The sequence below is a fragment of the Sphingomonas sp. genome (genome assembly GCF_035758555.1).
Lineage (GTDB): Bacteria > Pseudomonadota > Alphaproteobacteria > Sphingomonadales > Sphingomonadaceae > Sphingomonas_B.
This window is the reverse complement of sequence record NZ_DASTXI010000064.1, coordinates 20686-40428: the sequence shown is the minus strand read 5'-3', so window position 1 is coordinate 40428 and position 19743 is coordinate 20686. Positions and strand designations below refer to the sequence as shown.

Annotated in this window: 24 protein-coding genes and 1 pseudogene; 18 read left to right on the top strand and 7 right to left on the bottom strand. The window is 66.8% G+C overall.

Annotated elements, in window-relative coordinates; translation table 11 throughout:
• Positions 1–299 precede the first annotated feature (299 nt).
• Entirely contained in the window at positions 300–647 is a 348-nt protein-coding gene (clpS, locus tag VFT73_RS03920; RefSeq protein ID WP_326408852.1) for an ATP-dependent Clp protease adapter ClpS, read from the top strand.
• Between the two features lie 37 nt (positions 648–684).
• Entirely contained in the window at positions 685–1968 is a 1284-nt protein-coding gene (gene murA, locus VFT73_RS03915) for a UDP-N-acetylglucosamine 1-carboxyvinyltransferase (protein WP_326408851.1), read from the top strand.
• On the opposite strand, the gene rnk is transcribed toward murA, so the two are convergent.
• The 4 genes from rnk to VFT73_RS03895 form a co-directional block, all read right to left on the bottom strand.
• Positions 1969–2382, bottom strand: a complete 414-nt coding sequence (gene rnk, locus VFT73_RS03910; RefSeq protein WP_326408850.1) for a nucleoside diphosphate kinase regulator — start codon at positions 2380–2382, stop codon at positions 1969–1971.
• A 162-nt stretch (positions 2383–2544) separates the two neighbouring features.
• A complete protein-coding gene (locus tag VFT73_RS03905; protein WP_326408849.1) occupies positions 2545–3804 on the bottom strand; it encodes a DUF445 domain-containing protein in 1260 nt (419 codons plus the stop codon).
• 75 nt (positions 3805–3879) lie between these two features.
• The gene (locus tag VFT73_RS03900) at positions 3880–6969 is read right to left on the bottom strand and encodes an efflux RND transporter permease subunit (protein WP_326408848.1); all 3090 of its coding nucleotides are present in this window, start codon (positions 6967–6969) and stop codon (positions 3880–3882) included.
• A gap of 16 nt (positions 6970–6985) precedes the next feature.
• Complete coding sequence (locus VFT73_RS03895; RefSeq protein WP_326408847.1) at positions 6986–8170, bottom strand: efflux RND transporter periplasmic adaptor subunit; 1185 nt, start codon at positions 8168–8170, stop codon at positions 6986–6988.
• Positions 8171–8400: 230 nt separating this feature from the next.
• Between VFT73_RS03895 and VFT73_RS03890 the strand changes: the two genes are divergently transcribed.
• Positions 8401–9120 (top strand): SIMPL domain-containing protein, encoded by a 720-nt coding sequence (locus VFT73_RS03890; protein ID WP_414712784.1) that lies wholly within the window; start codon positions 8401–8403, stop codon positions 9118–9120.
• A 55-nt stretch (positions 9121–9175) separates the two neighbouring features.
• Here the strand turns inward: VFT73_RS03890 and VFT73_RS03885 are convergent, their stop codons facing one another.
• Entirely contained in the window at positions 9176–9433 is a 258-nt protein-coding gene (locus tag VFT73_RS03885; RefSeq protein WP_326408845.1) for a GlsB/YeaQ/YmgE family stress response membrane protein, read from the bottom strand.
• 184 nt (positions 9434–9617) lie between these two features.
• On the opposite strand from VFT73_RS03885, the gene VFT73_RS03880 reads away from it, so the two are divergent.
• Complete coding sequence (locus VFT73_RS03880) at positions 9618–10379, top strand: class II aldolase/adducin family protein (RefSeq protein WP_326408844.1); 762 nt, start codon at positions 9618–9620, stop codon at positions 10377–10379.
• 3 nt (positions 10380–10382) lie between these two features.
• On the opposite strand, the gene VFT73_RS03875 is transcribed toward VFT73_RS03880, so the two are convergent.
• Positions 10383–11183 carry a class III extradiol ring-cleavage dioxygenase gene (locus tag VFT73_RS03875; protein WP_326408843.1) on the bottom strand — a complete coding sequence of 267 codons (801 nt, stop codon included), beginning with the start codon at positions 11181–11183 and terminating at the stop codon, positions 10383–10385.
• A 96-nt stretch (positions 11184–11279) separates the two neighbouring features.
• On the opposite strand from VFT73_RS03875, the gene VFT73_RS03870 reads away from it, so the two are divergent.
• The 4 genes from VFT73_RS03870 (at position 11280) to VFT73_RS03855 (ending at position 13884) form a co-directional block, all read left to right on the top strand.
• On the top strand, positions 11280–11816 hold the full coding sequence (locus VFT73_RS03870) for a (2Fe-2S)-binding protein (protein WP_326408842.1): 537 nt from the start codon (positions 11280–11282) through the stop codon (positions 11814–11816).
• Between the two features lie 104 nt (positions 11817–11920).
• On the top strand, positions 11921–12727 hold the full coding sequence (locus VFT73_RS03865; RefSeq protein ID WP_326408841.1) for an RcnB family protein: 807 nt from the start codon (positions 11921–11923) through the stop codon (positions 12725–12727).
• Between the two features lie 63 nt (positions 12728–12790).
• On the top strand, positions 12791–13462 hold the full coding sequence (locus VFT73_RS03860) for a 2OG-Fe(II) oxygenase (protein WP_326408840.1): 672 nt from the start codon (positions 12791–12793) through the stop codon (positions 13460–13462).
• Positions 13459–13884 carry a GFA family protein gene (locus tag VFT73_RS03855; RefSeq protein WP_326408839.1) on the top strand — a complete coding sequence of 142 codons (426 nt, stop codon included), beginning with the start codon at positions 13459–13461 and terminating at the stop codon, positions 13882–13884. Before VFT73_RS03860 ends, VFT73_RS03855 begins: the two co-directional genes overlap by 4 nt.
• A gap of 6 nt (positions 13885–13890) precedes the next feature.
• On the opposite strand, the gene VFT73_RS03850 is transcribed toward VFT73_RS03855, so the two are convergent.
• Positions 13891–14373, bottom strand: coding sequence for an SspB family protein (locus VFT73_RS03850; protein ID WP_326408838.1), 483 nt, complete (start codon positions 14371–14373; stop codon positions 13891–13893).
• A 77-nt stretch (positions 14374–14450) separates the two neighbouring features.
• Between VFT73_RS03850 and hisB the strand changes: the two genes are divergently transcribed.
• The 10 genes and pseudogenes from hisB (at position 14451) to VFT73_RS03800 (ending at position 19736) form a co-directional block, all read left to right on the top strand.
• Positions 14451–15038: an imidazoleglycerol-phosphate dehydratase HisB gene (hisB, locus tag VFT73_RS03845; RefSeq protein WP_326408836.1), complete on the top strand. Its 588-nt coding sequence runs from the start codon at positions 14451–14453 to the stop codon at positions 15036–15038.
• Positions 15035–15355: a YciI family protein gene (locus VFT73_RS03840; RefSeq protein WP_326408835.1), complete on the top strand. Its 321-nt coding sequence runs from the start codon at positions 15035–15037 to the stop codon at positions 15353–15355. The genes hisB and VFT73_RS03840 overlap by 4 nt, the downstream gene beginning before the upstream one ends.
• The gene (gene hisH / locus VFT73_RS03835) at positions 15352–15957 is read left to right on the top strand and encodes an imidazole glycerol phosphate synthase subunit HisH (RefSeq protein ID WP_326408834.1); all 606 of its coding nucleotides are present in this window, start codon (positions 15352–15354) and stop codon (positions 15955–15957) included. The genes VFT73_RS03840 and hisH overlap by 4 nt, the downstream gene beginning before the upstream one ends.
• Positions 15954–16670: a 1-(5-phosphoribosyl)-5-[(5-phosphoribosylamino)methylideneamino]imidazole-4-carboxamide isomerase gene (gene hisA / locus VFT73_RS03830; RefSeq protein ID WP_326408833.1), complete on the top strand. Its 717-nt coding sequence runs from the start codon at positions 15954–15956 to the stop codon at positions 16668–16670. The genes hisH and hisA overlap by 4 nt, the downstream gene beginning before the upstream one ends.
• Positions 16667–17434, top strand: a complete 768-nt coding sequence (hisF, locus tag VFT73_RS03825) for an imidazole glycerol phosphate synthase subunit HisF (RefSeq protein WP_326408832.1) — start codon at positions 16667–16669, stop codon at positions 17432–17434. The genes hisA and hisF overlap by 4 nt, the downstream gene beginning before the upstream one ends.
• Positions 17427–17771, top strand: coding sequence for a phosphoribosyl-ATP diphosphatase (locus VFT73_RS03820; RefSeq protein WP_326408831.1), 345 nt, complete (start codon positions 17427–17429; stop codon positions 17769–17771). Before hisF ends, VFT73_RS03820 begins: the two co-directional genes overlap by 8 nt.
• Position 17772: 1 nt before the next feature.
• A complete protein-coding gene (locus tag VFT73_RS03815) occupies positions 17773–17967 on the top strand; it encodes a hypothetical protein (RefSeq protein WP_326408829.1) in 195 nt (64 codons plus the stop codon).
• A gap of 148 nt (positions 17968–18115) precedes the next feature.
• Positions 18116–18802, top strand: a complete 687-nt coding sequence (gene gmk, locus VFT73_RS03810) for a guanylate kinase (RefSeq protein WP_326408828.1) — start codon at positions 18116–18118, stop codon at positions 18800–18802.
• A gap of 38 nt (positions 18803–18840) precedes the next feature.
• A pseudogene (locus tag VFT73_RS03805) lies at positions 18841–19449 on the top strand (UdgX family uracil-DNA binding protein); the annotation flags it as partial.
• A 23-nt stretch (positions 19450–19472) separates the two neighbouring features.
• Positions 19473–19736, top strand: a complete 264-nt coding sequence (locus VFT73_RS03800) for a DUF3297 family protein (RefSeq protein ID WP_326408827.1) — start codon at positions 19473–19475, stop codon at positions 19734–19736.
• The last annotated feature ends 7 nt before the right edge of the window (positions 19737–19743 follow it).

The window sequence follows — 19743 nt, the reverse complement described above, 5'->3', positions numbered from 1 at the left end:
CTGATCGCCGAGACCTCGAAGAACAGCGAGACGCTGCTGAAGGTCGCCGGCGACGTGTTCCAGCCGATTTCGAACCGCTTCGCCGTTGCGGCGGAGAAGTTCAAGGCTGCCGCGTAACCGTAGCGTACGCTTTCACGGCCGGCTCTCCCTTCCCCTCCTGAGCCGGTCGAATCCGACGGCCGCCCCTCCCCCTGGGGCGGCCGTTTTGGTTTGTGCGGTTAACGGCAGGCGCTGGCCCTTGCCCCGCGGAGCCGGCTTGCCATATTCTGCGTTCCGCCATGCGTGATACGGATTTCCACATGACCGACCGCCCCACGCTCATGGCAGGCGAGGGGCAGGACGAGGATGCCGGCACCGGAGTCGGCGTCGCCACCCGCACCCGCGCCAAGGCCAAGAAGCCGTCGCTCTACAAAGTGCTGATGCTCAATGACGACTACACGCCGATGGAGTTCGTCGTGCTGGTGTTGCAGAGCTTCTTCAAGATGAGCATCGAGGACGCGACCCGCGTGATGCTCCACGTCCACCAGAAGGGCGTGGGCGTGTGCGGCATCTTCTCCTACGAAGTCGCCGAATCCAAAGTCAGCCAGGTCATCGACTTCGCCCGCCAGAACCAGCATCCGCTCCAGTGCACGCTGGAGAAGGCGTGACGCTTGCGCGCTCCTAGCCAGCCGCTAGGACGCCCCCATGGACCGCATCATCATTCGCGGCGGGAGGCCGCTCGAGGGGCGCCTGCCGATTTCCGGCGCGAAGAATTCGGCGCTGACGCTGCTTCCCTGCGCGCTGCTGACCGACGAACCGCTGACACTGCGGAACCTGCCGCGCCTGGCCGATGTCGACAGCTTTGGCCACCTGCTCAACCAGCTCGGCGTGTCGACGACCATCGAGGGCACGCGGCCCGAGGATTTCGGACGCGTGATGACGATGCGCGCCACCAACCTCACCGCGACGATGGCGCCCTATGACATCGTGCGGAAGATGCGCGCGTCGATCCTGGTGCTGGGGCCGATCCTCGCGCGCGCGGGCGAAGCGACCGTGTCGCTGCCCGGCGGCTGCGCGATCGGCAACCGGCCAATCGACCTCCACCTGAAGGCACTGGAAGCGCTTGGCGCCAAGCTTGAGATGAGCGCCGGCTATGTCCGCGCGATCGCTCCCGGCGGGCGGCTGCCGGGCGGCAACGTGGCCTTTCCGATCGTCTCGGTCGGAGCGACCGAAAATGCCGTCATGGCGGCAGTCACTGCCTCCGGCCGCACCACGATCGAGAATGCCGCGCGCGAGCCCGAGATCGTCGACCTCTGCCGCTGCCTGACCGCAATGGGCGCGCGGATCGACGGGATCGGCACCGAGACTCTGGTGATCAACGGCGTGAAGGAACTGCATGGCGCCACTTATGCAGTGATGCCCGACCGGATCGAGGCGGGCAGCTATGCCTGCGCGGTCGGCATTACCGGCGGCTCGCTGGAGTTGGCCGGCGCCCGCGCCAGCGAAATGCGCGCGACCTTGACTGCGCTGCAGGAAGCTGGCCTTCAGGTCGAGGAAAACCGCGACGGGCTGAAAGTCACGGCGAATGGCCCGCTCAAGCCGCTGACGCTCTCGACTGCGCCCTATCCGGGCTTCGCGACCGACATGCAGGCGCAGTTCATGGCGATGCTGACCCTTGCGCAGGGTTCAAGCGTGCTGACCGAGACGATCTTCGAGAACCGTTACATGCACGTGCCCGAACTCGCGCGGATGGGCGCCGACATCCAGGTGACGGGCCGCTCTGCGGTCGTCCGCGGCGTCGAGCAGCTGAACGGCGCGCCGGTGATGGCGACGGACCTGCGGGCGTCGATGAGCCTGATCATCGCCGGCCTCGCCGCAAAGGGCGAGACGCAGGTCCGCCGCGTCTACCACCTCGATCGCGGCTATGAGCGGCTGGAAGAGAAGCTGTCCGCAGTCGGCGCCGAGATCGAGCGCGACGGCGACGGCTGATCAGTCGGGGCGCCTGACCGCCAGAATCCGCAGCCGGTGCGGCGTGCCGTCGCGGTCGGGCCAGTCGATCGCCTGACCTTCGCGCAGGCCGATCAGCCCAGCACCCACCGGCGTCAGCACCGAGACCCGGCCCGCCTCGATATCGGCTTCGCCCGGCATCACCAGCGTGACCGTACGCAGCCGATGCGTGCCCTCGTCGAGGAAATCGACTTCTGACCCAATTGTCACGGTGCCCGGCGGCAGGGCCTCGGCGCGATGCGTCTCGGCGCGCTCGATCTCGCCAAGCAGCATCGCGGCGACAGCCGGGTTCCGCCCCTCCGCCTGCAGCGCAAGGTCGACCAGCCGATCGCATTCGCTGTCGATCAGATGCACTGGCGGGCGCGCAACACGGCGCGTAACATTGGTCGTCTTCATTGAAATCCCCGGAATGATCGTCTCGAATAATCCCCGCCGGGCACGCGCCCGCGGGGGGTCAGGCGCGTGCGGCGCTCTGGCTCCCATGCACGCGATGACGCGCAAAGCGAGGGGCGGTAGACATGATGACAAGATGGGGACGAACCGCCGGCTTGTCAAAAGTCAGCGCAGCCAGACCTCGATTGCGTGGATCGCGAGGCCGACCAGCCCGCCGACCAGCGTGCCGTTGACACGGATATACTGGAGGTCGCGCCCGACCGCGTCCTCCAGGCGCTGGGTGACGGTGCGCGTGTCCCAGCTGCGCACCGTGTCGCTGACCAGCCGAACGACGCTGGCCCCATAGCGCGCCGAGAAGCCGACCGCGGCGCGGCGCGCGAAGCGGTTGATCGTGACCCGCAGCCGGGGATCCTGCTGCAGCGTCTCGCCGAGTTGGCGGAGCGCGTCGCCGAACTTTCCGCCCATTGCCGAGCGCGGGTCGCGCGCCGCGCGCAGCAAGGCTGCACGGCCCTGTTCCCACAAACCGTCGATCCAGCGGCGCATCGCCTCGTTGTCGAGCAACTCGTCGCGGATTTCGGCGATGCGGCGCCGCATCACCGGGTCGAATTGCAGGTCCTCGGCCAGCCGCGCGAGCCCGTCCTCGGCACGCATCCTGACCGGGTGGCCCGCATCGACCGCCATGTCGTCGAGCAGCCGCATCAGACCATCAATGATCTTGTCCGCCAGCGTCTCGTCCAGACCGGTCCAGCGCAGGATCGACCCGGCACGGTCATGGATCATCTGGCGGATCAGATGCTCGTTCGCATCGAGCGTGCGCGCAGCCCAGCGGATCAGTCCTTCGAGGACCGGAATGTGCCGGTCCTTGGCGATGGCCGCCTGCAAGGCCTGACCCAGGATCGGAGCGAGGTCCACCGCGCGCATGCGGCGGTCGATCGCGTCCTTGATCATGCCGCCCAGCCGCTCCGGATCGAGGGCCTCCATCACGTCCGCGACCAGGCGCGTGCCGGTCTCGCGAATGCGGCCTTCCCCTTCGGGCGGGGTGGCGAGGAAGCGGCCGACCGCGCTTGCGACGTCGACCCGGCGCATCCGCCGCGCGACAACGCCGGGAATCAGAAAATTGTCCTTCAGGAACGCCGCCAGCGTGTCGCCGATCCGGTCCTTGTTGCGCGGAATGATGGCCGTGTGCGGGATCGGCAGCCCGAGCGGGTGGCGGAACAGCGCGGTGACGGCGAACCAGTCCGCCAGGCCGCCGACCATCGCCGCCTCGGCAAAGGCGCGGACGAACCCCCAGCCGGGGTGAACGGCCTCCAGCGAACGGGCGGCGAAGAATACGCCCGCCATCAGCACCAGCAGGCCGGTCGCGACGATCCGCATTCGCCGCGGGCCGTTCGCAGTGCGGGTCACGAAGGCGGGCGGCGCGGTCATCGACTCACCAAAGCCCGGCGTCGCGGTTGGTTCAACCCCCGCACCCGAATGGAGCCGGTGGCGGGGGTCGTGCGGTCACTCCGCCGGCTGGTGCGAAGGCCGATCGTCGCCGGGCTTGAAGGTAAGCACCCGCCCAAGCTTGGGGCCCAGCCACTTCTCGAAGCTATCGGCCAGGCTGAAGGCCGCGGGCACGATCACCAGCGTCAGCAGCGTCGACAGGATCAGGCCGCCGATCACGGTGATGCCCATCGGCTGGCGCCACGCCCCGTCGCCGGTCAGCGACAGCGCCGTCGGGATCATGCCGGCGACCATTGCGACCGTGGTCATCACGATCGGCTGGGCGCGCTTGTGACCGGCGTCCATGATAGCCTCGAACTTCGGCACGCCGTGCGACATCTCCTCGATCGCGAAGTCGATCAGCAGGATCGAGTTCTTGGCGACAATGCCGAGGAGCATCAGCAGGCCGATGAACACCGGCATCGAGATCGGCATGCCGACCAGGTGCAGCGCCAGCGCGCCGCCCAACGGCGCCAGCAGCAGCGAACCCATGTTCACGAACGGCGGCATCACGCGCTTGTACAGCAACACCAGCACCGCAAAGACCAGCAGCACGCCCGAGATCACGGCAATGATGAAGTTGTTGATCATCTCCATCTGGAACTTGCTGTCGCCGGCCTGGATCTTCTGCACGCCCTCGATCTTGCCGTCGAGGATCGCTTTCATCGTCGGCAGGGCATTCAGCTTCTTCATCGCGTCGCTGGTGACGACGCCCGGCGCGAGGTCGGCGCCGACAACGACGCGGCGGATCTGGTTGTAGCGACGGATCGTCGTCGGCCCGGCCCCGAACTTCACGTCTGCGACCACCTTCAGCGGCACCGAGCCGCCGTTGCTGGTCGGCACCGGCAGGTTCTGGATCGTCGACAGATCCTTCCGGGCGTCTTCGCTCAATGCGACGCGGATCGGGATCTGGCGGTCGGACAGCGAGAATTTCGCGCTGTTCTGGTCGATATCGCCCAGCGTCGCGATGCGGATCGTCTGGCTCAGCGCCTGGGTGGTGACGCCAAGATCGGCGGCAAGGTTCATGTGCGGGTGGATGATGATCTCCGGCCGCTTCAGGTCGCCCGCCGGACGCGGCGCGCGCAGCTCGGGGATCGTCGCCATTTCCGCGACCAGCTTGTTGGCGGTCGCTTCCAGCTTCACCGGATCGTCGCTGCCCAGCATGATGATGATGTCACGCCCGAAACCGCCGCCGGACTGCGACTGGAAGTTCACGCGCGCGTCGGCGATTTCCTGGAATTTGGGCGCGGTCTTGCGCTCCCATTCCACGCTCGAGATCGGCCGGTCCTTCTTCAACGTCAGATAAATGGTCGATTGGGTCGGGTTGACGTCCGCGAACGCCGCGTCGACCTCGGCCGTGTCGGCAGTCAGCATCTCCGACACCTGTTCCGTCAGCGCGCGGGTCTGCTCGAGCGTGCTGCCCGGCACCATTTCGATCTGCACCTGGCTGTAATCCTGGTCGATCGTCGGCTGGAACGTCATCGGCAGCGTCGCGAAAGCGAAGATCGTGGCTGCGAATGCGCCGCCGCCGCCGATCAGCACCGTTTTCCAGCGGTGGCGCACGCACCAGGACAGGATCGACATATAGCGGTCGATCATCCAGCCCTCGCCGTGCGACGCCTGGCCGTGCGCCTTCAGGAAATACGCCGCGATCATCGGCGTGATCAGGCGTGCGACAGCAAGGCTCAGCAGCACCGCGATCACGACGGTCATGCCGAACTGGATGAAGAACTGGCCCGAAATGCCCGGCATCAGACCGACCGGCAGGAACACCGCGACAATCGACATCGTCGTCGCAAGCACCGCCAGCCCGATCTCGTCGGCGGCGTCGATCGCCGCCTGATAGGCGGATTTGCCCATCCGCATGTGGCGGACGATGTTCTCGATCTCCACGATCGCGTCGTCTACCAGCACGCCGGCAACGAGGCTCAGCGCCAGCAGCGAGATGGTGTTCAGCGTGAACCCCATCATGTCCATGAACCAGAAGGCCGGGATCGCCGACAGCGGGATCGCGAGCGCCGAGATGATCGTCGCGCGCCAGTCGCGCAGGAAGAGGAACACGATCAGCACCGCCAGCACCGCGCCCTCGATCATCGCGTCGATCGAACTGTGATACTGGCCCTTGGTGTATTCGACGCTGGTGTAGAGCTGTTTGAACGTGACCTTCGGATTCTGTTTCTGGAGCTTGTCCAGCACCTTCATCGCTTCGTCGTAGACGGTGACGTCGGAGGCGCCCTTGGCCTTGGTCATCGAGAAGCTGGTGACCTGGCGGCCGTTCATCAGCGAGAGATTGCGTTGCTCGCCATACATATCCCGCACGTCGGCGACGTCGGCGAGCTTGACGGTGCGCCCGTTGCCGACGGCGATCTGGGTCTGGCCCAGCTCATAGGCGTTGCGGGCATTGCCGAGCACGCGCACCGACTGCTCGGCGCCCGCGATCTCGGCGCGGCCGCCGGCGGCGTTCATGTTCACTTGCCGGATGGCCTGGTTGACCTGGACCGCGGTCAGGCCCTGCGCCTGCAGCTTGGCCGGATCGAGAATGACGCGGATTTCGCGGCTGACGCCGCCGCCGCGCTGCACCGCAGCCATGCCGGAAATGGAGAGCAGCTGCTTGGCAACCGTGTTGTCGACATACCAGCTGAGCTCTTCCAGCGTCATGTCGGTGGCTTGGACGCTGAAATAGGCGATCGGGCCGCCATCCGCGTCCATCCGCGTCACCTGCGGCTCAAGGATGCCGTCGGGCAGCTGGCTGCGGATCTGCGCCAGCGCGTTGCGCACGTCGTTGACCGCGCGGTCGACCGGCGTGCCGATCGTGAACTGCACGATCGTGAAGCTCTGTCCTTCGTCGACCCTGGACGAAATATCCTCGACGCCGCTGATCGCCCGCACTGCCGCCTCGACGCGCTGGGTGACCTGCGTCTCCATCTCGGTCGGGGCCGCACCCGGCTGATTGACCGAGATGGTGACGCCGGGGAAGGCGACGTCCGGCATCTGGTTCACGTCCATCCGCATGAAGCTGATGAAGCCGGCCAGCGTCAGCGCGACGAACAAGACGATCGGCGGAACCGGGTTCCGGATCGCCCAGGCGGAGACGTTGCGGAAGCTCATGAGGCTGTCCCTGGTCTTAGCGGCCGGCGGCCTGGCGGTGCGGCTTCACCGTCTGGCCCGGATTGAGGAACGCGCCGGCCGACAGCACGACCTGCTCGTTGCCGGTCAGGCCGCTGACGATCGCGATACCCTTCTCGCTGACCTGGCCGGTCTTGACGGAGCGGCGCTGGGCCTTGTTGTTGGCGTCTACGATATAGACGAAGTTGCCGCTCTGATCGCTCAGCACTGCCGATTCGGGCAGCACGGGCGCGTCGGTCTGGCCGGTCACGATCTCCGCCTGCGCGAATCCGCCGGGCCGCAGCGCCGGATCGTAGGACAGCGCGATGCGCGCGACGCCCTGACGGGTCTGCGGGTCGATCACCGGGGAGACCTGCCACACCTGGCCGTGAAACGATTCGGCCGAGCCGACCGGGGTCACGGTCGCGGGCGCGCCGACATGGACCTTGGCAAGATCGGTCTCGGACAGCTGCGCGCGCAGCTCCATCTCGCCGCCTTTGGCAAGGCGGAACAGCGCGCCGTTGCCGGCGCCGACCACCTGGCCGGGCTCGACCGCGCGGGTCAGCACCAGCCCCGCGGCCGGCGCGCGAATGTCGAGCCGGCCGGTACGGGCCAGCGATTCGCGATACTGCGCCTCTGCGACACGGACCTGCGCATTCGCCTGGTCGCGGGTCGCGAGCTTGCGGTCGACATCGGCCTTCGAAATGAAGCCGCGGCCGACCAGCTGCTGCGCGCGCGCCAGCTCCTGCTCGGCAAGCCGGGCATTGGCGCGGGCGACGTTGATCTGCGCCTCGAGCGCGGCGCTCTGCTGGGTCTGCACCGAGCGCTCGATCGTCGCGAGCGCCTGGCCCGCACGGACCCAGTCGCCCGGCTGGACCAGCACGCGCGTCACTTCGCCGCCTTCGCCGGCGACGCCCACGGGCATGTCGACCCGCGCGGCCATCGTGCCCGTCGCGGAGACGGTACCGGCAACCGGCTGACGGCCCGGCGTCACGACCGTGACTTCGGGCGCCTGCGCCTTGGCTCCCTGCGCGGCCGCAGGACCCGCCGTCTCGTCTTTGCGGCCGAACATGAAGAAGGCCAACGCGACCGCCAGCACGACCACGACCGCGCCGATGATCAGCGCGCGCCGCCGCCGCGGCGCGGCATCGCCGTCAATGGGCGTGACGGTCTCGTCGGACCGGAAGCTCGTTTCGTAGTTCATGTTCACAGACCTTCCGCCCCGGCGGTTATCGTTTCTCGGAGCTGTGTTACATCAATAAGTCACCCGCCTCAAGACCGGAAAACGCAATTCGTGCGGTGCCGGAACAATTGGTCTGGGTATTCGCGCGGCGCGCTATGTAGGGGCATGACGCTGCGGAAGGAAGACACACCGGTTAAGGCCGGGTGCAGGGGAAGTCCGCCATCAGGAGCGCCGAAAACAGACGAAGGAGCATGATTATGAAATCCATCGCCACCCTGGCACTGACGCTCGCCGCCGGGCCGGCCTTTGCCCAGGCCATGCCGGTTCCGGTGCAGACGCTCACCGGAACCGTGCTGGAGGTGAGCGCCGATGGCGAATCGACGCGCACGCCCGATCTGGCGACGATCACCGCTGGCGTCGTCACCCAGGCGGCCGATGCAGCCGGGGCGATGCGGGAGAATGCGACGCGGATGGACCGGGTGATCGCGGCGCTGAAGCGTGCAGGCATCGCCGACAAGGACGTGCGCACCGCCAGCATCTCGCTGCAGCCGCAATATCGCTATGCCGAAAACCAGCCGCCGGTGATCACCGGCTATCAGGCGACCAACACGGTCACCGTCAAATTCCGCGACATCGGCAAGGCCGGCTCCGTTTTGGACGCGCTGGTCGCGACCGGAGCCAACCAGATCAACGGCCCCGATCTCGGCCTCGACGATCCGGCGGCGGCGATGGACGAAGCGCGGCTGGACGCCATGAAGAAGGCCCGCGCCCGCGCCGAACTCTATGCCCGCGCCGCCGGCCTCAGCGTCAAGCGCATCCTGTCGATCAGCGAAAGCACGGTCGAGATGCCGCATCCGGTGCCGATCATGATGCGCGCGCAGGGCATGGTCGCCGAATCCGCCCGCTCGAAAATCCTGCCCGGCGAGCAGGAACTGCACGTCAATCTCTCCGTGCGGTTCGAACTCCAATAAGAAAAGGGCCGGGCAAATGCCCGGCCCCAAACACCCTTCCCGATGCGCGCCCTTGTTAGCGGACGCTGCCGCGGCGGAAGAGATTGACGATCGCCAGCAGGACAACCGCGCCCAGCAGCGAAACAAGGAATGAATAGAGAGTCAGACCCGAACTGTTGATCGAGCCGCCCGAAAAGACGAGGCCGCCGATAAACGCGCCGACGATGCCGACGATAATATTCAGGAAAATACCCTGTTGCGCATCCGTACGCATGATGATGCTGGCCAGCCAGCCGATGATGCCGCCAACGACGAGCCAAACGATGATATTCATTGCGTCCTCCTGTCCGAACCCACAGTCTATTGTTTGCAATCGCCAGTGTTGAACTGCGAGGTTAGACGCTCAAAAGGCCGCAACGGTTCCGCAACGGACGCGCGATTGTTTCGCATGCGACGCGGCCGGCTCGATTGCGAGCGGCGGACCCGCATGCGATAGTCGAGCGGAAAAGGAGAGCATGATGGCGACCGCGGTGCTGCGCAATTCCCAGATGAGCGAATCCGAATGGAAAGCCCGGCAGGAACTCGCCGCCTGCTATCGGGTGTTCGCGATGCTCGGCTGGGACGAGATGATCTACAACCACATCACGGTGAAGGTGCCGGATGAGGAGGACGCGTTCCTGATCAACCCGTTCGGCCTGCACTTCAGCGAGGTGAAGGCGTCGAACCTGGTCAAGATCGACATCGACGGCAACAAGCTGGACGACAATCCCTATCCGGTGAACCTGGCCGGCTTCGTCCAGCACAGCGTGTTTCACCGCAACCTGTCCGACGCGCACTGCATCATGCACACGCACACCACCGCGGGCATGGCGGTCAGCTCGCTGGAAGGCGGACTGCAGCCGGTCAACTTCTACGCGGCCAATTTCATCGGCCAGATCGCCTATCACGATTTCGAGGGCGTCACCGTCCGTTCCGAGGAAGGCGCGCGGCTGATCGAGCATCTCGGCGACAAGCGGGCGATGCTGCTGAAGAACCACGGCATCCTCGTCATGGGACGCACGCTGCCGGAGGCGTTCATCAAGCACTGGTCGCTGCAACGCGCGTGTGAAATCCAGTTGGCGACGCTATCGATGGGCAAGCCGCTGACCATCCCGCCGGAGGTCGTCGCAGTGCACCAGCGCGATCTGTCCAAGGTGCAGATTCCCGGCGGCGCCGGCCGCGCCGATTTCGACGCGATGGTGCGCCGGGTCGACAAGATCGACACCAGCTGGCGGGAGTGAAGCTCAGCCGAAGCGGTAGCCGCTGACCGTCCATCCCAGCACATGGCCGGTGAAATCGACTCGCGCCGGATCTTTTCCACCGGCCCCCAGCGCAACCATCAGCGGCAACAGGTGCTCCTCGCGAGGGTGAGCGAAATGGGCATGCGGCAGCCGGTCCCAGGCGGTGACCCGCTCGGCTCTGCGCCCCGGATCGGGTTCGGTGACGGCGCCGGTCAGCGCTGCATCCCATTCGTCGGCGCGTTCGGTCACATGCGGACCGCGCTCGCGCAGGTTGTGGAAGCTCATGCCCGATCCGACGATCAGCACGCCTTCATCGCGCAGCGTCGCCAGCGCTCGCCCGATCGCAACATGCGCCTCAGGGTCGAGATCGGAGCGGAGCGAAAGCTGAACGAGCGGAATGTCCGCGCCGGGCACCGCAACCTTCATCGGGATGAACACGCCGTGATCCCAGCCACGTTCGGCATCCTCGGCGACCGCAAAGCCTGCCGCCTCGATCAACCTCTTCGCCCGCTGGGCGACAGCGGGCGCGCCCGGCGCGTCCCAGCGCAGCCGATACGTGTGTTCGGGAAAGCCGTAATAGTCGAAGAGCAGCTCGGGCTGGGTGCCGGTGTGGACGGTGACCTGCGGCTCTTCCCAATGACCGGACACGAGCAGGATGGCCCGCGGCCGCTCGGGCAGACTGTCGATCAGTCCGGCCAGATAGTCCTGCATCGGCTGCCACATCGGGTCGGGCGGGCCGCCGTTAGGGTCCATGAAGAAGCACGGCCCGCCGCCATGCGGAATGAAGAAGGTGGGCAGTTTCATGGACTAGGATATCTGTTTTGTCCCGGCGCCTCGCAACGACCCCGGCGGAAACGCTGCGTTTCGCTTTGGGCGCCGTCGCGCTAAGCCTTGGCCGGCATGACCAAGTTCACCGTCAACAACCAGCCGGTCGAATATCTGCTCGATCCCGAGACGCCTCTGCTCTGGGCGCTGCGCGACGCGTCGAACCTGACCGGGACCAAATATGGCTGCGGCACCGGCGAGTGCGGCGCGTGCATTGTCGACATCGATGGAGAGGCGGTGGCCAGCTGCCGCGTCTCGATCGCCGCGTGCGAGGGCCGGTTCGTGACCACGATCGAAGGTCTGTCGCGCGACCGCAGCCACCCGGTCCAGCAGGCGTTCGCCGCGCTCAACGTGACGCAGTGCGGCTATTGCATCCCGGGCATGGTGATGGCGGCCGCGGTGCTGCTGAAGCGCAAGCCCGCGCCGACAGACGCTGACATCGATGCGGGTCTGACCAATATCTGCCGCTGCGGCATCTATCCGCGGCTGCGCGAGGCGGTTCAGCGCGCAGCGCGCGTCGCTCAAGGGGAGGCACTGGTCGGCGCGCCCCCGCCGGGCATCGACCCCGCGGGCGCTGCGCATGCCGTCCCTGCGCTCACGCCCCGTCGCTAGCTTTCGCTTAGCTTTCAACGCGGTTCAGCCACGACTCATCGACAGGGGCGCACAACGGGTTCAATGTCGCAGCGCTTGGCTGCGGGGGTGAGGAGATGAGACAGATGCGCAAGCTGATCGCCGCATTATTGGCCGCGGCTACGCTGACGACGCCGGCATTCGCGCAACACGGACGCGACATCGGCGGAGGCGGCTTCCAGCCGGCACCGGAACGGACTGTCGCCAGCGAACGCCGGGCCGCTCGGCCGGCAGCCCAGGCACAGCGCCGCGAAGCGCCGCGCCAGCAAGTCCGCCAGGAACGGCGCCAAGATCGCCAGGCCTTCCGTCAGGAGCGCCGCGAAGACCGCCAGAATTTCCGGCAGGAACGGCGGGACGACCGGCGCGACTGGCGACAGGGCGACTATGCCAACCGCCAGCAATACCGCCGCGACCGGGCGGGCGACGTGCGCGAATTCCGCCGCGACCGTGCCGAGGATCGCCGCGACTTCCGCCGCGACCGTCAGCAGGACCGTCGCGAGTGGCAGCGCGACCGGCAGGACTGGCAGCGCGACCGCAACCAGTGGCAGAACCGCGATGGCTTCCGCTGGAACAACCGCGGCGCTTGGAGCCGCGACTGGCGGCGCGATTCGCGCTACAATTGGCAGCAGTGGCGCCAGAGCCACCGCGGCAGCTATCGCTTCCCGCGCTATTACGCGCCGCGGGGCTGGAGCCACGGCTACAACCGGTTCTCGCTGGGCGTGATCCTGAGCGCGCCGCTGTTCGCGCAGAGCTACTGGATCGACGATCCGTTCCAGTATTCGCTGCCGCCGGCCTACGGCCCCTATCGCTGGGTCCGCTATTATGACGACGCGCTGCTCGTCGATGTGCGCACCGGCCAAGTGGTCGACGCGGTCTACGACTTCTTCTGGTAAGTCGACGGGGAGCCGGAGCGATCCGGCTCCCTTTTTTTCGTCGCGCTGCTAGGGACTCGCACGATGACTCCCGAGCAGTTCGCCCTTCAGACATCGCCCGAGCGGGCCCGGATCGGCGCCGAGGTTGGGGTCCGCCTCGCCGCCGCCGCCGGGGTCCAGTCCGTCCGCAGCCCTGGCCTGACGCTCTGGTACGTCGAGCAATTCCTCTCGCTCGCCGACTGTTCCTATCTGATCCAGCACATCGAGCGCGACCGGCAGCCGTCCACGCTGCTGTCCGATTCGCACGACGACAATTTCCGCACCAGCGACAGCTGCAACCTGAACCGGTGGGACGAGCGCGTCCGCGCGATCGACCTGCGCATCTGCGAGCTGATGGGGCTGCCGGAGCGGCATGGCGAGACGCTGCAGGGCCAGCGCTATGCGCCGGGCCAGTATTTCCGCACGCACCACGATTTCTTCCACACTGACCAGGCGTATTGGGCAGAGCAGGAGAAGAGCGGCGGCCAGCGCACCTGGACCGCGATGATCTTCCTCAACCAACCCGAGTCAGGCGGCGAGACCGGCTTCGACGCGGCCGGGCTGACGGTCAATCCGCGGACCGGCATGCTGCTGATGTGGAACAACATGGACGCGAAAGGCGCGCCCAACCTCTATGCCGCGCATGCGGGGCAGACGGTGAAGGCCGGCGTCAAATATATTGTGACCAAGTGGTTCCGCGAAGGGAATTGGTTTTGACGGAGGCGGCGGCGCGTGAGGCGCAATGCCATTGCGGCGCGCTGCGGCTTCGCTGCGAGGGTGAGCCGCTCAAAGTCTCGCTGTGCCACTGCCGCGATTGCCAGCGGCGGACCGGCAGCGCGTTCAGCATTGCCACCTTCTTTCCCCGAAAGGACGTAACCGTCACGGCCGGCACGGCGAAGCGCTTCACGCGCGGCTCGGCCAGTGGGCAGGACGTCGCGTTCTTCTTCTGCCCGGATTGCGGCACGAACCTGTGGTGGGAGCCCGCGCGACTTCCCGCGCTGATCGGCGTCGCTGCCGGCGCCTTCGCCGATCCGGACTTTCCGATGCCGGAGCAAGCCGTGTGGTGCGAGGATCAGCACCCCTGGATCAGGCTGCCGGACGGCATCGTCAGGCACGAACGGAACCCCGTCCGGCGTTAGCTGGACTTATTTCTTCCGCCCGAAATCGACGGTGACGACGTTCGAGCCGTCCTCCGCTGGCGTGACGGTCGGACCGTCATTTTCAGCCTGTTCGTGCGGCTCGGGCCCGCCTTCATCGCCCTGGGCCTGGAACTGCAGCGCGAAATTGACCGCCGGATCGACGAAGCCGGTCACGGCCGCGAAGGGGATCGAAAGCTTGGCCGGCACCTGATTGAACGAAAGCCCCACTTCGAAGTGCTTGTCGGCAACCTTCAGCTCCCAGAATTTGTTCTGGAGCACGATCGTCATCTCGTCCGGAAAGCGCTCGGACAGATGACGCGGCATCTCGACGCCTGGATGCGCGGTCTTGAACGTGATGTAGAAATGATGGTCGCCCGGCAGTCCGCCGGTCTGCTCGACCTCGCCTAGCACGCGGCCGACCACGGCGCGCAGCGCTTCCTGCACGATCTCGTCGTACGGAATCAGGCTGTCGGGCGGAGTCTCGCTCATGAACGGACTCGTAGCCTTGGCATCGAACCGGTCAAGCCATGTTGCAATGCGGGACAGTTGTTCGCATGGGGATTTTCATGCGCAAGGCGACGGTGAACCGAAACACGGCTGAGACGAAGATCGCCGTCACCATCGATCTGGACGGCACCGGCACCTATCGGGTGGCGACCGGTATCGGTTTCCTCGACCATATGCTGGAGCAGCTTTCGCGGCATTCGCTGATCGATCTCGATCTGTCGGTGGATGGCGATCTGCACATCGACCAGCACCACACGACCGAGGATTCGGCGCTGGCGATCGGCGAAGCGGTGTCGAAGGCGCTGGGCGACCGCCGCGGTATCGTGCGCTACGGCACAGCCTATGCGCCGATGGACGAAGCGCTGACCCGCGCCGCGGTCGACATTTCCGGCCGGCCGTTCCTGGTGTGGAAGCTCGCCTTCACCCAGGAGAAACTGGGCGAATGGGATACCGAGCTGGTCGAGCACTGGTTCCATTCCTTCGCGCAGACCGCCGGCCTGACGCTTCACGTCGAAAATCTCTACGGCCGCAACAACCATCATCTGGTCGAAAGCGCCTTCAAGGCGCTCGCGCGCGCCCTCCGCGACGCCATCGAGATCGACCCGCGCAAGGCCGACGCGGTGCCGAGCACCAAAGGTGTGCTGTGAGTTCGGAGGCGGCCGTTCGCGCCGACGCAACCCTGTGCGTCGTTGTGCTCACCTATGTACACGATCTCGATGCGGTCGATGCGCGGCTGGACCAGCATATCGAATGGTTGCGCCGCCTTTATACGGAGGGACGGGTGCTGGCCTCCGGGCGCAGAGCCCCACGGACGGGTGGCGTAATCCTCTTCCGCGGCGAAAAGGAGTCGGTTGATGCGATTGCCGCGACCGATCCGTTTATCACGAGCGGCGTCGCGACCGCCGAAGTGATCCCCTTCACCGCATCGATGGCGGCGCCCGGCCTGGCCGCCCTGCTCGGATGAACAGCGTCGCCCTGATCGACTATGGGGCTGGAAACCTCCGGTCGGTGTGGAACGCGCTGAACGCGGCGGGCGCAGAGCGGGTAGAGGTGACCGCCGATCCTTCCGCTGTCCTCGCCGCCGATCGCATCGTGCTGCCCGGTGTCGGCGCGTTTGCCGCGGCGATGCGGGCACTCACGTCCATACCGGGCATGATCGATGCTCTGAATGAGACAGTGCAGCGCGCTGCCCGCCCGTTCCTCGGCGTCTGCGTCGGCATGCAGTTGATGGCGGAAAGCGGCGAGGAGCATGGTGAGACGCGCGGTCTCGGCTGGTGTCGCGGCACGGTTCGGGCGATCCACCCGGCACCGGACCTGAAGGTCCCGCACATGGGCTGGAACGACGTTCGCCCCACCCAGCCGCATCCGCTGATCGCTGCCGGCGAAGCCTATTTCCTGCACAGCTTCGCCTATGAAGGAGAGGACCTGCTTGCCGAGACCGATCACGGCGGCCCGCGTGCCGCGGCGATCGGGCGCGACAACATGATCGGCGTGCAGTTTCACCCGGAGAAGAGCCAGCGCTACGGGCTGGCGCTGCTGGCCCGATTCCTGGAGTGGACGCCATGATCGTCTTTCCTGCCATCGACCTGAAGTCAGGACAGGTGGTGCGCCTGGCCGAGGGCGATATGGCGCGCGCTACCGTCTATGCTGACGATCCGGCGGCGCAGGCGGAGCGGTTCGCCGCTGCCGCTGCCGATTGGCTGCACGTCGTCGATCTGGACGGCGCCTTCGCCGGCGAAAGCGTCAACGGCGACGCGGTGCGCGCGATCGGCGTTACCTTTTCGGGCAAGATCCAGCTCGGCGGCGGCATCCGTTCGCGTGCCAGCCTGGAGCGCTGGTTCCGTCTCGGTATCGACCGTGCCGTGATCGGCACTGCGGCGCTGACCGATCCGGACCTTGTGAACGAGGCCGCCCGCGATTTTCCCGGCCGGATCGTCGTCGCCGTGGACGCGCGCGACGGCATGGTCGCAACGCAGGGCTGGGCGGACGTATCGGACGTACCGGTGATCGATCTTGCCCGCCGCTTCGAAGACGCTGGCGTTGCCGCGTTGCTGTTCACCGATGTCGGTCGCGATGGCCTGCTGAAAGGCGCGAATGTCGAGGCGACGGCCGCGCTGGCGGCCGCACAATTGCTGCCGGTGATCGCGAGCGGCGGCGTCGCGGGGATCGAGGACATCCACGCGTTGAAAGCATGCCCGGGGCTTGAGGGCGTGATCGCCGGCCGCGCCATCTACGACGGGCGGCTCGACCTCGCCCAGGCGATCGCAGCGGCGCGATGACCGTTCGCGTTCGCGTCATCCCCTGTCTGGACGTGGCGAACGGGCGTGTCGTGAAGGGCGTCAACTTCGTCGATCTGGCGGATGCCGGCGATCCGGTCGAGCAGGCACGCGCCTATGACGCAGCCGGTGCCGACGAGCTCTGCTTTCTCGACATCGCCGCCAGCCACGAGGGGCGCGCCACGATGGTCGAGGTCGTCCGCCGCACGGCGGAAGTCTGCTTCATGCCGCTGACCGTCGGCGGCGGCGTGCGGTCGGTCGAGGACGCCCGCGCGTTGCTGCTCGCAGGCGCCGACAAGGTCGCGGTCAACTCGGCGGCGGTGAGCCGGCCCGAAGTCGTGGCCGAGATTGCCGACCGGTTCGGCAGCCAGTGCGTGGTGGCTTCGATCGATGCCCGCGGCGTCGAGCGCGGGCGCTGGGAAGTCTTCACCCATGGCGGACGCAACGCCACCGGCATCGACGCTGTCGAGCACGCCCTGCGGCTCGCCCAACTCGGCGCCGGCGAATTGCTCGTGACCTCGATGGACCGGGACGGCACGCAAGGCGGCTACGACATCGCCCTCACCCGCGCGATCGCCGATGCGGTCTCGATCCCGGTCGTCGCGAGCGGCGGCGTCGGCGAACTCGACCATTTGGTCGAAGGCGTTCGCGATGGCCATGCCTCGGCGGTGCTTGCCGCTTCGATCTTCCATTTCGGCCGCCACACGATCGCCGAAGCGCACGCGGCGCTCGGCGCGGCCGGCTATCCGGTGCGTTCCCATGACTGACGATCGCCTGACCCGCCTGTCCGCGACGATCCGCGCCCGCCGCGTCGCCGATCCGGAGGCATCCTATATCGCCCGGCTGTTTGCGAAAGGCCGCGACCGGATCGCGCAGAAAGTGGGCGAGGAAGCCGTCGAAGCAGTGATCGCCGCCACGCGCGGCGACGCACAGGCGCTGACCGGCGAAGCGGCGGACCTGGTCTTCCATCTGGCCGTATTGCTCGAAAGTCTCGGCCTCGGTTTCGAGGACGTCCTCGCCGAACTCGATCGGCGCGAAGGTGTGTCCGGCCTTGCGGAGAAAGCCGCCCGCTCGGGCGTTTCCCTGCCGAAACAAGGAGATTGAGATGATCGGCAAGGTAATCGGCGCGCTGGTCGGCAAGGAGATCGGCGACCGTCACGGCGAGGGCGGCAAGGGCGCGGTGCTGGGCGTGCTGGCCGCCGGTGCGATGAGGCGGCTGGGCCCGCTCGGCCTCGTGCTTGGCGGCGCATGGGTCGCCAAGAAGGCAATGGACAGGCGGAAAGAGAAAAAAAGCGCTTAGTTCCGTTCATCGCTCGTCCCGAACGAAGCGGAGCGAAGTCGAGGGGCGCACCTTCGACTGCGCTCTCCGCGCTCCGCTCAGGACGAGTGGAGGCTTGGTTGCGGGCCAGATATGTTGACCTCAGCCCGACTCCGCGCCACGAGCGGCCATGCTTCGTCCGCAGACCCTGCTTTCCTCGCGCACCGACGATCCCCATAAATTCCGCCGCCGCGGCGTGCTGTTCGTGCTGTCCTCGCCTTCGGGCGCGGGCAAGTCGACCATTTCGCGGATGCTGCTTCAGGCCGACCCACTGCTCCGCATGTCGGTTTCGGCAACCACGCGCGCGATTCGGCCGGGGGAGCAGGACGGCGTCGATTATCATTTCGTCGACCTGCCGCGCTTCAAGGAAATGGCCTCGGCCGGCGAGTTCCTCGAATGGGCGCACGTGTTCGGCCATCGCTACGGCACACCCGCCAAGCCGGTCGACGAGATTCTCGCGTCCGGCAACGACGTGCTGTTCGACATCGACTGGCAGGGCGCCCAGCAGCTTCATCAGCTGGCCGGCGGCGACGTGGTCCGCGTCTTCATCCTGCCGCCCTCGATGGCGGAGCTGGAGCGGCGGCTGCGCGCGCGGGCGACCGACAGCGACGAGGTGATCGATGCGCGGATGGCGCGCGCGGCCAGCGAGATCGGCCACTGGGACGGCTATGACTATGTGCTCGTCAACGACGATGCCGTCCGCTGCTTCGAGCAGGTCCGCACGATCCTGCAGGCCGAACGCCTGAAACGCAGCCGCCAGACCGGCCTGATCGGCTTCGTCCGCAAGCTGACGGCTCCGCCGGAAGCACAGGCCTGAACCCTTCCCGCCCGCCGCGGCGTTGATCCGGCGTGGTGAGCAACAGCCAGAGGGCGTGGGAAGCCCTGCGCGAAGAAGCGGCGAGCTGCACGCGCTGCCATCTGTATGAATGCGCAACGCAGACGGTGTTCGGCGAAGGCGGCATGAACGCAAAGCTGATGCTGGTCGGCGAACAGCCGGGCGACCAGGAGGACCTGGCCGGACATCCGTTCGTCGGCCCGGCCGGGGAGGTGCTGGATCGGGCGCTGGAGGAGGCCGGGATCGACCGCCGCACCACCTACGTCACCAACGCAGTCAAGCATTTCAAGTTCGAGCAGCGCGGCAAGCGCCGCATTCATTCCAAGCCCAACGGACCCGAGATCGACGCCTGCCGCTGGTGGATCGACCAGGAGCGGCTGCTGATCCGTCCGCCTGTCACCGTCGCGATGGGTGCGACTGCGGCGCGTTCCCTGCTGCACAAGGTGGTGACGATTTCCGGCACCCGCGGGCGCGCTCTGAAGCTGGAGGGCGGCGAATGCTGGGTGACGATCCACCCGAGCTATCTGCTGCGGCTGCGTGACAAGGCCGACAAGGAGCGCGAATATGCGCAGTTCGTGGAAGACCTTCGGACCGCAAATGCCCGCGTCGCCGCGCTTGCGGCAGCCTAGGGCTCGCGGCTAAAGGCGCGGCCATGACCGACACGCCACCCGACCGCCTTTCGAACGACCCGCGCAGCCCGCACTATAACGCCGACGTGCTCGGCCGCGGCATCGGCATCCGCTTCAAGGGCGCCGAGCGGACCGATGTCGAGGAATATTCGGTGTCGGAAAACTGGGTGCGCGTCGCGCTCGGCAAGAAAATGGACCGCCACGGCCGCCCGCTGACGATCAAGCTCAGCGGCCCGGTCGAGCCCTATTATCTCACTTCGGCAGACGACACGGCGGACGAGGGATAGGAACCCC